The 12,604-nt window shown below is 60.1% G+C and carries 9 protein-coding genes; 7 read left to right on the top strand and 2 right to left on the bottom strand.

Annotated elements, in window-relative coordinates:
• The first annotated feature begins 153 nt into the window (after positions 1–153).
• Positions 154–1,167, top strand: coding sequence for an aldo/keto reductase (locus N3J91_01885; GenBank protein MCX8155196.1), 1,014 nt, complete (start codon positions 154–156; stop codon positions 1,165–1,167).
• Between the two features lie 96 nt (positions 1,168–1,263).
• Here the strand turns inward: N3J91_01885 and N3J91_01890 are convergent, their stop codons facing one another.
• Positions 1,264–1,818: a hypothetical protein gene (locus N3J91_01890; protein MCX8155197.1), complete on the bottom strand. Its 555-nt coding sequence runs from the start codon at positions 1,816–1,818 to the stop codon at positions 1,264–1,266.
• A 115-nt stretch (positions 1,819–1,933) separates the two neighbouring features.
• Between N3J91_01890 and gcvP the strand changes: the two genes are divergently transcribed.
• The 6 genes from gcvP (at position 1,934) to N3J91_01920 (ending at position 10,967) form a co-directional block, all read left to right on the top strand.
• A complete protein-coding gene (gcvP, locus tag N3J91_01895) occupies positions 1,934–4,852 on the top strand; it encodes an aminomethyl-transferring glycine dehydrogenase (GenBank protein MCX8155198.1) in 2,919 nt (972 codons plus the stop codon).
• A 194-nt stretch (positions 4,853–5,046) separates the two neighbouring features.
• On the top strand, positions 5,047–6,315 hold the full coding sequence (locus tag N3J91_01900) for an outer membrane beta-barrel protein (GenBank protein ID MCX8155199.1): 1,269 nt from the start codon (positions 5,047–5,049) through the stop codon (positions 6,313–6,315).
• Positions 6,316–6,406: 91 nt separating this feature from the next.
• Positions 6,407–8,599 (top strand): polysaccharide biosynthesis tyrosine autokinase, encoded by a 2,193-nt coding sequence (locus N3J91_01905; GenBank protein MCX8155200.1) that lies wholly within the window; start codon positions 6,407–6,409, stop codon positions 8,597–8,599.
• Positions 8,600–8,615: 16 nt separating this feature from the next.
• A complete protein-coding gene (locus N3J91_01910; protein ID MCX8155201.1) occupies positions 8,616–9,233 on the top strand; it encodes a polysaccharide export protein in 618 nt (205 codons plus the stop codon).
• A 6-nt stretch (positions 9,234–9,239) separates the two neighbouring features.
• Positions 9,240–9,626 (top strand): FHA domain-containing protein, encoded by a 387-nt coding sequence (locus N3J91_01915; GenBank protein ID MCX8155202.1) that lies wholly within the window; start codon positions 9,240–9,242, stop codon positions 9,624–9,626.
• Positions 9,627–9,725: 99 nt separating this feature from the next.
• Complete coding sequence (locus N3J91_01920) at positions 9,726–10,967, top strand: argininosuccinate synthase (protein ID MCX8155203.1); 1,242 nt, start codon at positions 9,726–9,728, stop codon at positions 10,965–10,967.
• A gap of 93 nt (positions 10,968–11,060) precedes the next feature.
• Here N3J91_01920 and N3J91_01925 read toward each other — a convergent pair whose 3' ends face one another.
• On the bottom strand, positions 11,061–12,503 hold the full coding sequence (locus tag N3J91_01925) for a cytosine permease (protein MCX8155204.1): 1,443 nt from the start codon (positions 12,501–12,503) through the stop codon (positions 11,061–11,063).
• Between the last annotated feature and the right edge of the window lie 101 nt (positions 12,504–12,604).

Consider the following 12,604-nt stretch of genomic DNA (forward strand, 5'->3'; position numbering starts at 1 on the left):
ACATGACGCGGCTTTTTGCCGGAAGATTCAAGCAAAAAGCAGCGGATGGGCAAGCGGGCCAGCACAGGCGGGGGCTTAGGAAAAGGCTGGCGTGCGCAGAGGAGCGCGGCATAATGCCGACACAAACAGCAACCAACAACAACGGAGCCAGTTATGAAATATCGTCCTTTAGGCAAGAGCGGTTTGAATGCGGCCATTGTCGGCGTGGGCACCTGGGTGATGGGCGGGGGGGAGGTGTTTGGGCAGGATACCGATGACCGTGAGTCCATTCGCACCCTGCAGGCGGCAATTGACCGGGGGCTGAATCTGATTGACACCGCGCCGGCGTATGGCTGGGGGCGCAGCGAGCGGGTGGTGGGCCAGGCCATCAAGGGCCGCCGCGACAAGGTGATCGTTGCCACCAAGGTGGGCTTGTGGACGGATGATGACCGGGGCTCGTATTTTGCGCCGTTTTATGGCCGCACCCTGCGCCGGAGTCTGCGCCCGGATACCATGCAGATTGAGATCGAGCGCAGCCTGAAGAATCTGGAGGTGGACTGCATTGATTTGTACCAGGTTCACTGGCCCTCGGTGCCGCCGGATTACACGCCGGTAGAGGTCACCATGGAATTTTTGTTGAAGCTGCGTGATCAGGGGAAAATCCGGCACATTGGTGTGTGCAATGTGACGCTGGATGAGCTGAAGTCGTACTGTGCCTGCGGACCGATTGCCACGGACCAATTCCGTTACAGCATGATCTGGCGCGACGCGGAAAAAGACATCCTGCCGTATTGCGCCCAGAACCAGATTGGCACCTTGACCTACATGTCCTTGGAGCAGGGACTGCTCACCGGCAAGGTGACCATGGAAACCCAGTTTCCCAACACGGATTTCCGCAACAATCAGTTTTGGAATCCGTGGTTCCTGCCGGTCAACCGGCGCAAGGTGCTGGACATGCTCGGCGGCTGGAAGGACCTCCAGGAGAAATACCAATGCACGGTGGCCCAGCTCGTCGTGGCCTGGACAGCCGCGCAGCCGGGCGTGACGCATGTCCTGTGCGGCATTCGCAATGAGAAGCAATTGGCCGATAACGCCCGCGCCGGCGAGATTGAGCTGGCCCCGGAAGATGTCGCCAGAATCCGGCGGGACGTGGAGGCCTTGGGGCAACCGCAAGGTAAGGCTTACTAATCGAGCCTGCCGGGGAGGGGAGGGTTGTATTTGCAGCCAGCCCCTTCCGTCAGAACATGCTGACGGGCTGAAAACAAGGCGGGTGAACCGCCTGAATCAGGCCCAGGTGCGGGGACGGGGTGTGCGGATAATTTCCGTCAAGGTCGAGCTGACGGCGGTGGCCTGGCTGCTCAATCGCTCGCGGTATTGGCCGGTTTCGTCAAAGGCGGGCTTGCCGGCCTCCAACCAGTCCACATGGGACCGTTGCGCCAGACTTTTGAGATAGGACATCATCTCCACCGCCACAGGGTGGGCCTGATTTTGGCGGTCAATCACCGCCGTCATGGCACAGGTTAGACCGTGGCTGCCTGCCGCCCATGACTCAAGCCACTGCTTCACCGTCTCCGGCAACGGCGAGCGCCCATGCGCGGCGACGATGACGATGTCCGGCGGTTGCAGTTGTCCCAGCACCGCCTGCAGCCCAAACGCGGCAAACTCCATGGTGGTGGTGTGTGCCTCGGCCGCCACTGGCAACAGGGGCAGCATACGAGCAATGACCGTCCGCGCCTGCGCGCCGCATGCGGCATCCTCACAAACCACGAGGATGTTGAGATGAATGGCATCGCCCCAAACGTTGTCCGGGCCTGACTGTTGCAGTCTGGGGGTGTTCATAAAGGAACCTACGCCCCGGCCCGGGCGTTTGCAAATGGTTTCAAAAAAAATTTGGCCGGGCGGACGGATTTCTTGGGGCTTGCATGAATGGCATGGTGGATTAAGTTGCCCCTCTATGTCTGAAGGACACGTCGTTGCGCAGGGCGGCCCTGGGGCCAAGGCCGCTTCTGAGGAAGGGTTGCAGCATCCGGATCAATTTTGCTGCCGCCACATTGGCCCCCAGACGGCCAGAGAGCTGGAGGAGATGTTGGCGGTGTGCGGTAAGCCTTCATTGGAGGCCCTGATGGAGGCTGTGGTGCCGCCAGCCATACGCCGAAAAGAACCGCTGGCCCTGCCCCCGGCACGTACCGAGGCCGGGGCCTTGGCGGACTTGCGCAAACTGGCCCAGAAAAACCGCGTTTTCCGCTCCTACCTGGGCATGGGCTACCACGATTGCCTCACGCCGGCGGTGATACAGCGCAATATTCTGGAAAACCCCGGCTGGTACACCCAGTACACCCCCTACCAGGCTGAGATTTCCCAGGGGCGTCTGGAGATGTTGCTCAATTTTCAAACCATGGTGTGCGATTTGACCGCCATGGAGATTGCCAATGCCTCCCTGCTGGATGAAGCCACGGCCGCAGCGGAAGCCCTCATGATGTGCGCCCGGTTGCGGGAGGACCGGCGGCGGTTCCTGGCGGCGCGGCATTGCCATCCGCAGACCCTGGAAGTGGTACAGACACGTTTGGAAGCCTTGGGGGCGCATCTGGAAGTGGGAGATCCCGCCACCTTCCAGTTCACCGCCGACGTGGCCGGGGTGCTTGTGCAATACCCGGACACTTACGGAACGATTGAGGACTACACGGCCCTGGTGGAACAGGCCCATGCGGCCGGGGCGATGGTGGTGATGGCCGTGGACTTGTTGAGCCTCACGCTCTTACGACCGCCGGGGGAGATGGGCGCAGACATTGTGGTGGGTAATGCTCAGCGGTTTGGCGTGCCGCTGGGCTTTGGCGGGCCCCATGCCGCCTTTCTGGCCACACGGGATGCGTATAAACGCCAGATGCCCGGCCGGCTGGTGGGGGTCAGCAAGGACTCGCGCGGACGGCCCGCCCTCCGGCTGGCTTTGGGCACCCGGGAGCAGCATATTCGCCGAGAAAAGGCCACCTCCAACATTTGCACGGCCCAGGCGCTGCTGGCCAACATGGCGGCAGCCTATGCCATCTATCACGGCCCGGAGGGGCTGACGCGAATTGCCCGGCATGTGCACCGGCTGGCCCGTGTGCTGGCGGCGGGAGTTGCCCGGCTGGGACATGAGCCAGCCCCCGGACCTTGGTTTGACACCCTCAAAATCCGGTTAAACGGCTGCACGGCGAACGAGGTGCGCGGCTGGGCCGAGGCCCGGCAGGTTAATTTGCGGTATGCAGGGCCGGATACGGTGGTGGTGGCCTTGGACGAAACGGTCTGCGAGGAAGACTTGGAGGTCTTGCTGGCCATCTTCAATCGCGGTCGGGCGTCCGGTTTCAAAGTGCGCGAGCTGGCGGGGAACATCCCAGCCGAAGCCCCGCCGGACTGGCCGGCGAGCTTGCGCCGCCAGAGCGCGTTTCTAAAGCATCCCGTCTTTCACGCCTACCATTCGGAAACGGAAATGCTGCGCTATCTAAGGCGGTTGGAGGCGCGGGACTTGTCGCTGTGCCAAAGCATGATTCCGCTGGGAAGCTGCACCATGAAGCTTAACCCCGCCGCGGCCATGCAGCCGGTGAGCTGGCCCGAATTTGCGCGGTTGCACCCCTTTGCCCCGCCGGAGCAGGCGCAGGGGTATTTGGAAATGTTTGCCCAACTGGAGGCGTGGCTGGCGGAGGTGACCGGTTTGCCGGCGGTTTCCCTGCAACCCAACGCCGGCTCGCAAGGGGAGTACGCTGGATTGCTGGTCATTCGCCAGCATCACCGTAACCGCGGCCAGGGCCAGCGGGACATCTGCCTGATCCCCATGTCGGCGCATGGCACCACCCCCGCCAGCGCCGTCATGGCCGGGTTCAAGGTGGTGCCGGTGCTCTGCGATCGGGAGGGCAATGTGGATTTGCAGGATTTGCGCGCCAAGGCCGCCCAACATGCCGGCCAACTGGCCTGTGTTATGGTAACCTATCCCTCCACGCATGGGGTGTTTGAGGAGGGCATTGTCGAGCTGTGCCGCATCATCCATGAACAGGGCGGCCTGGTGTACATGGACGGCGCCAACCTGAACGCCCAGGTGGGTTGGTGTCGGCCGGGGGACATGGGGGCGGATGTCTGCCATATCAATTTGCACAAGACTTTTGCCATCCCCCACGGCGGCGGCGGGCCGGGCATGGGGCCGATTGCCGTGCGCGCGGAGCTGGCGGAGTTTCTGCCGGGGCATGGCCTGGCTGGCGTTCACAAACTGAGAAAAGGCGGCGCTGTCTCGGCGGCCCCCTGGGGCAGTGCCTCGATCCTCACCATTTCCTGGATGTACATGGCCATGATGGGGGCGGAAGGTTTGCAGCGAGCCACGGCCTACGCCGTTCTGAATGCCAACTACATTTCCCGGCGGCTGGCGCCGTATTTCCCGACGTTGTACCGCGGGCGCAACGGGTACGTGGCGCACGAGTGCATTCTGGACTTGCGCGCCTTCAAGGCGGTGACGGCGGAGGATGTGGCCAAGCGCCTGATGGACTACGGCTTCCACGCCCCCACCCTGTCCTGGCCGGTGCCTGGCACGTTGATGGTGGAGCCGACGGAAAGCGAATCCAAGCGCGAGCTGGACCGGTTTTGCGAGGCCATGATCGCCATTCATGCCGAGATGCAGGCGGTGGAGACCGGGCAGATGGATCGGGCCAACAATCCGCTCAAAAACGCTCCCCACACCGCAGACATGCTTGCCGGTGAGTGGGCGCGGCCGTACTCGCGCGAGCAGGCTGCTTTTCCCACGACGGCCTTGAAGGAGCACAAGTTCTGGCCGGCCGTGGGGCGGGTGGACAATGTGTGGGGGGATCGCAACCCTGTCTGCACGTGTGCCGGCATGGAAGAATACCAGTAATTTTTTGAACGGATGCCGGCGGAAATTGTCTAATCGGCATTGGACGCCAGACGTGGTGTTTGACCTAAAAAAAATGCGGAAAAAAACAATAAACCCGTTGACAAGGGCTTGCAGGGCTGGCTATAAGAAACCCAAGTATCGCATGAGTTGGCTTTGGGGAGCCCCAAGTCATCGCAGGTAAAACAAACAAAGCTATGAAAAAACTTTTTGCAACCGCCGGGATGGCCGCCCTGGGCGCTGCCAGCATGAACGCCGCGACTCCGCCAACGCTCCTGCCGCAAGAGCAAGCGAAGCCATGGAGCGTCTCGGCCTCGGTGCGTGGTTTTTACGATGACAACTATGCGACTTTGCGCAGCGGCCTGCGGCGCGATTCCTTTGGTTTGGAAGTCAGCCCGTCGGTCCGTGGTCATATCATCAAGGAGATGACCCAACTGTACGCCTCGTACAAATTTGGCCTGCGGTACTATGAGGATCGCATCAATAACGAGCTGGATTACAGCCATCTGGCCAACCTGATGCTCAATCACGATTTCAGCGAGCGCTTCCGGCTCACGCTCTATGATGATTTCGTGGTGGCCCAGGAGCCGACGCTGCTCAATCCCTCCCAGCCGGTGCAGACCCTGCGGGTGCGGGGCAGCAACCTGCGCAACACCGCCGGGGCCGATTTCCGGGCGCGGGTGACGGAGAGCGTCGCCATTGAGCCGGGGTATTCGTTCACGGTGTATGACTATCGGGAGAAAGGTAACGGCAGTTACTCGGCCATTCTGGACCGGCACGAACACCTGGCCAAGGTGGGGGTGCGCTGGATCAACATGCTGGAGCGCACCGATGGTTTGCTGGGCTACCAGTACATGTACACTGGCCACACCAGCAAGGATACCTTGGACCCGACGGGGTTGTTTTATCTGTCGCCCAAACTGCGTGACACACGGTCGCATTATTACTTTGCGGGTGTGGATTACAGCGCGTCGGAGCGGTTGTCGCTGAGCGCCCGCGCGGGGGCGATGACGGTGACGTATCGCAACAACCAGAGCAACCGCACGAGTCCCTATTTTGATTTGTCTGCCAGCTATCGGCTGGCGGAGGCCAGCAGCCTCCAGGTGGGTTACAAACTGCAGCGGATGACCACTGACATGATTGGTTACACCGGCCTGGCGCCGCTCAATCTGACGGTGGATCAATTGGCGCACTTCTTCTATGCGCGGGTCAGCCACACCATCAGCCGGCTGACGCTGAACGCGGGGGCCCAGTACCAATATGGCACCTTCCGCGGCGGTCTGGTCAACAGCCAGGATGAAGGTTACCTGAGCGTGGACCTGGGGGCCAGCTACAAGATTAATGAGTTCCTGGCCGCCGAAGCGGGCTACTCCTTTGACTGGCTGAAGGACTACGGCTGGCCGACCGGCACGGAGCGCGATTTCCATCGCAACTTTGTGTTTATCGGTCTGAAGGCCACTTACTAAACCGGCAGCCGCGAGGAGCCATCCCGAGGACAAAGACTGTAACGACAACGTGGGAGGAGGCTGGACCCAAAACATCTAGCCTCCTTTTTTTATGATGGACAGTACGAAAAGTTTTGGGACGCCACCGGCGGAAACCAAGCTGCATTTCCTGGACTACTGGCGCATCATCCGGGTGCGCAAGACGGTGATCCTGACGGTGTTTATGCTGGTGGTGCTGACCACCACCCTGGTCACGCAATTCCTGCCGCCCACCTATGAAAGCGTGGCGCGCATCGAAGTGGAAAAGGACATCCCTGATGTGGAGGGTTTCCGCGAGCGTCCCATCGTCTCCACGTTTGATCCGTACTGGATGCAAACCCAGTTTGAGATCATCAAATCGTCCACCGTGCTGGATGCCGTCATTAACAAGTTGCGGCTCAATGAACGGTTTGCTGACCGGGATGGCATGCAGGTGCCTTACCGCATGGACGAAACACGCCTGCTCTTGCGGAGGATGGTGGACCTCAACCTTTACCGCAATACCACCATAATTGAAATTCGCGTCGAAAGCCAGAAGCCGGAAGAGGCCGCTGAGATCGCCAATGCCATTGCCGAGGCTTATCGGGACTACCGTCAGCGCACCCGTTTGACGCTGGTGGAGAAAGGCATCCAGACCCTCCAGGATGAGATGAAGGCCAAGGAACTGGAATACTCGGCCCGGGAGTCCAACGTGGTTCATCTGCGTAAAAATCTGGAAATTAATGACATTGATCCCTACAGCGGGCGGGTTTATGGCACCTTGGACTCCGAGACCATCCGGCGGCTGGATGCAGTCCACGTGGACGCCCAGGCCCGATACGTGGAGCTGAATGCCCAATACGAAAAACTGGCCAAAATGAGCCGCACGGAGTTGAAGCGGGCGCTGGTCACCGTGCAGCCCGACAGCATCCTGATGAATTTGCTGGAGGATTTGAACAAGACCGAGCAGCAACTGGCGCTGACGGCTGAGGATTACGGCGAGGCGCACCCCGAATTCAAGCGGCTGGTGAATCTGCTCAATACCCAGGAGCGATTGGTGGATGAGCGGCTCACCGGCATCTTGGAGGGCCTCAAGGCTGTCGTCGAGAAAAGCAAGGCGGGCGTCGAAGAGCTGGCGCACCGGCTGGACGAGGCCAAGAAACGTGACCGCGAGGCGGGCGCCAAGCTGATGGAATACTATTCCGCCAAAGAGGAGCTGGAGCGGGCGCGCAACGTCAAGAATGCCCTGGACATGCGCATTCAGGCGGCCATTTTGGACAACCAGAAAATCCAGTATTCCGTGGTCAAACCGGTGGACCAGGCGGAGCCCATTTTGCGGCCGGTCCGGCCCAAGAAACTCCTGAACATCAGCCTGGGCGTGGTGGCTGGCCTGATTTTGGGCATCGGACTGGCCTTCTTTGTGGAGTACTTGGATACCAGCGTCAAGACCATTGACGATGTGGAGCGGGCCTTGCAGGCACCGGTGCTGGGGGTCATCCCGCAAAACGTGGGCAATCTGTTGGAGGAGGGGCCGGAAAGCCCACATGCAGAAGCCTATCGAGTATTACGAACCAATCTATTGTTCTCACGCAAGGACGAGCGCTGGAATACCCTGACCGTGGTCAGCGCCGGCGCTGGCGAGGGCAAGTCCACCACCTTGTTCAACCTGGCGGTGGTGTTTGCGCAGAACGGCAACCGCGTGCTTATTGTGGACTCCGACCTGCGACGTCCGAGTCTGCACAAGCGGCTGGGGGTCTCCAATAGCATCGGGTTGACCAACTTTTTGCTCAAACAAAACAACCTGGCGGAGGTGATTCAGACCACCAGCCTGCCGACGCTGGATTTCATGCCCAGCGGCAAGCTGCCCAGCAGCGCCATGGGCATTCTTAATTCGCCCGCCATGAAGGAGATGATTGCCGAATTGAAGCGGCGCTATGACTTTGTGTTCTTTGACTCACCGCCCATCATGGGCATCAGTGATGCTTCCATCCTGGCCAGCGAGGTGGACATGACGCTGCAGATCATTCAGTACCGCCGCTATCCGCAACCCATGACCATCCGCGCCAAGCAGATGATTGAAAAGGTGGGTGGCAACTTGATGGGCATTGTGCTGAACAACATCAATATGTCGTCCGACTCTTACTACTACTACTACAGCGGTTACTTCGAAGAGTCGTATTACAAGGACAGCGACGACAAATCCTCCAGCCGGCGCAGCAAGAGCAAACGGGGTGGCAGCGAAGCCAGCCAGGCCTCCGCCGAGGTGGAGATCAAGCAGAAGTATTAACCGGCCCAATGTTTTGATGCGTATGGTGTGTCATCTCTTTTACCGCCAGCTCTGCCGCCTTGGGGTTTATGGCGCGTGGCTTTTCCTGGGGCTGGCCTGTCTGGCCCTCAGCAGCCCGGCCGCCGAAGCTACCAATGTGGCTGCCTCGAGCCAGATTCTGCAGGTGGGTGATGTGGTGAAAATCTCCCTGGAGCACCCGGAATGGCGGGGCAAACCGCCGTTTGAGCAGCGGATCAAGGAGGATGGCACCATCACCCTGCCGTACATCAACAGCATTCAGGCGGCCCGCAAATCGCCGTCCCAATTGGAGAAGGACATCCGCAACGCTTATCTGGAGCAGAAATATTACAAACATTTGAGCGTGATCGTGATGTCCACGGAGAACCGTTTCTTTTTTGTGTACGGCATCGTCAAAATGCCCGGCCGTTATCCCTATGTGGGTGATTTGACCGTCACCCGGGCCATCGCCACGGCGGGTGGTTTTACCGAGTTCAGCAAAAAAGACAACGTCACCGTAACCCGGCAGGATGGCACCATCGAGCGGGTGGATTGCGAGAAGGCGGAGAAAAACCCGGGACTCGATTTGCCGGTGTATCCGGGGGATACCATTATTGTGCAGCGGCGGTGGCTCTAGGGGCGCATGTTTCAATTACAGATTCTTTCCGGCAGGGCGGCGGGCACGGTGCAAACGGCCCGCCGTTTGCCTTTCAGCGTGGGACGTCGCGCCGGGGCCGACTTCTGTGCGGAGGAACCCGGCGTGTGGGATGAGCATTTGCGCTTTGAGCTGGAAGGGGGCGAAGGAATTCGGGTAAACGCCCTGGGGGAGGCGCCGTTGGTGGTGAACGGCACACCGATGCGGCGTGCGCTGCTGCGCAACGGCGATGTGTTGGAACTGGGCGGCTTGAAGCTGCGTTTCTGGCTGGCGCCAGCGCCCTTGCGCTCGCTCAAAATGCGGGAATGGCTGACGTGGGGGGTACTGCTGGTATTGGGAGTGCTGCAGGTGATGTTGCTGATCTGGCTGCGCTGAGCCGGCGCCATCCCTTGGCTGGCTCCCGGAATTGCGCCGGGGCGGCCTGCGGAAAGTTTGACTTCCCGCCGGGGTTGCCGTTGAATCGGGCACGCAAAGTTGAACATTATGAAAATCGTGCTGGCATATTCGGGCGGCCTCGACACCTCGGTGCTGCTCTCCTGGATCAAGGAAAAGTACAACGCGGAAATGATCGCCTTCTGCGCCAACATCGGCCAGGAGGAGGAACTCAAGGGCTTGGAGAAAAAAGCCAAAAAGACCGGCGCCTCCAAGGTTTATATTGATGACTTGCAGGAGGAATTCGCGCGGGATTTTATTTTTCCGATGATCCAGGCCGGGGCCATCTATGAGGGCCAATATTACATGGGCACGAGCATTGCCCGGCCGCTGATCGCCAAGCGGATGATTGAGATTGCCCGCAAGGAAAAGGCCGATGCCATTGCCCATGGCGCCACCGGCAAGGGCAATGACCAGGTGCGATTTGAGCTGACGGCGGCCGCCCTGGCGCCGGATATTCAGGTCATTGCCCCGTGGCGGGACGCCGCTTTTCGGGCGCAGTTTCCGGGGCGGGCCGAGATGATTCAATACTGCGAGGCCAAGGGCATTCCCGTCCAGGCCACAGCCAAGAAGCCCTACTCAATGGATCGCAACCTGCTGCATATTTCCTTCGAGGCTGGTCTGCTTGAGGATCCCTGGACGGACATGTTTGCGCCGGAACACAAAGACATGTTCAAGCTGTCGGTGGCGCCGGAAGATGCCCCCGATCGGCCCGAGTATGTGGAGTTGGAGTTCAAGCAGGGCAATTGCGTGGCGGTCAATGGCGAAAAGCTCTCTCCCCTGGGCGTGATGAAGAAGCTCAACAAGCTGGGAGGCAAGCATGGTGTAGGCCGCGTGGACATGGTGGAAAACCGGTATGTGGGCATGAAGTCGCGTGGCGTGTACGAGACACCGGGCGGCGCCATTCTGCATTTTGCCCATCGCCAGATCGAGTCGCTGACGATGGACCGGGAGGTCATGCATTTACGGGATTCCTTGATCCCGCGTTACGCCGAGCTGGTTTATTACGGCTACTGGTTCAGTCCCGAGCGCTATGCCCTGCAGGCGCTGGTGACCGAGAGCCAGCGCAACGTGACGGGCACGGTGCGTGTCAAGCTCTACAAGGGCAACATCATGGTGGCCGGCCGCAAATCCCCGGTCAGCCTTTACAATCCGCACATCGCCACGATGGAGGCGGATCCCACCCGGGATTATGATCAAGGCGATGCCACCGGCTTCATCAAATTGAATGCCCTCCGGTTGAAAGTCGCGGCCAAAGTGCACGGCCCCCTGAACAAACGCTGAGGCGACCTTTGGTCTCCCGCTTCACTTGGCGTGGAAATAAAAAAACCGTCCCTCCCGCAACGGAGGGACGGTTTGTTTTTGGGGAAGCCGGGGTCAAGCAGATTGTTTTTCCGCGGCCGGCAGGGGCACCACCTGCGATTGCAGGCCGGCCTTGGCGCAGACGAAATAAACCACCGCGCCCACGATGAATGCGGCCACCGGCGCCGCCGGCACATTGACCTTGAGGAAGGGGAGGATGCCCACCACGAAGCCCAGGGCCCAGGAAATCCAGCCTGCCGGATTGAAGCCCGCACGCGGGCCGGTCCAGCGCTTGCCGTTGATCAAATAGTCCACCAGCATGGCGCCGCAAATCGGACCGAAGGAGGCACCGATGATTTGGAACACCTGCACAGCTTTGCCCGCGATGCCAAACACGGCCAGCAGGATGCTTACGGCGGCGCCAATACCCACAGACACAAAGGGGTTAACCTTGGGCAGGGTGGTCTTGAAGCTGTTGGCCGCAATGAAGGAGGAGAAGCAGGCCGGCGGGAATGCCGCAATGGCCAGCCCCAGTTTGAACCAGCGGGCCGTGTCTTGGGAGAAGATAACGCCAATCATGTTGAAGGCGTTTAAGCCCGCTTTATCGGTCACGGCTTTTTTCATCAATTCAGGGTTGCCATAGACGCCCGCCACGATGAGCAACGCGGCGCCCGCCGTGAAGATGATGGCCAGGGCAATGCCCACCAAACCGCCCCATTGCACGTCTTTGCAGTCGCGGCTGTTGGTGCCGAAGTCCACCCCCGCCGCGCCCGCGGTGGCAAAAAAGCCCACCACCACCGTCAGCATCAACGCCAGCACGCCAAAAGCGTCCAGCATGGCGGCTTTGCCGGTCAGGGCTTCGGCCGCCGCGGCCGGGGCGGTGAGCACCTCCGGTTTGAAGTCGCCCACGCTGCCGAGCGTTTTCACCAGCATCAGGATTAGGATGGCCAGGGGAATCAACGGCAGGTAGGTGGCCACTTTGGCGACGTACTGAATGCCCTTCAACCCGACAAAGGCCGCCAAAGCGCCCCAGACCACCATCACGATCTTGACCCACATGGGGATGGTGGCGAAATCACCCGGATTGATTTTGGCATCAAAGAAACCGCCAATGGCGCAGGAGGAGAAATAGACGTTGACACCCAACCAGCCAAACTGCAGCACGCCCATGAGGAAGCCCGGCATGATAAACCCGCCGTTGGCGCCGAAGGTGGAGGTGCCCACGATGTAGAGCGGCAGGCCGGTCTTCTGGCCAAAGAGGCCCGGCACCAAATAAAACAGGAAATGGCAGACCAGGGCCGAGATGACGAGGCTGATCAGAGCCCAACCCACCCCTTGCGCCAGGGTGCTTTGCGCAATGTTATCGCTCCCGGAGGCGCTGGCCCAGAACACAAACCACAAGAAAATGCCCGCATAGGTGGGGGCGGTGTTCTTGTACCACGGCGCCCGGTTGGCGGCCGGGTTGGGCGTGGCACTGGTGATATAGGTTGGTAGTGTGTTTGCGGTGTTGTTGCTCATGGCGTTGCTTTATGCCGATTTCTAATAAATCGCTCAAGCAGAAAAATTCAGGGTAATCCCAATCGCGCGGGATGCCGGCTTTTGGACTTGAGTTGCGGGGA

The organism is Verrucomicrobiia bacterium, assembly GCA_026414565.1.
Classification (GTDB): Bacteria; Verrucomicrobiota; Verrucomicrobiia; order Limisphaerales; family Fontisphaeraceae; genus Fontisphaera.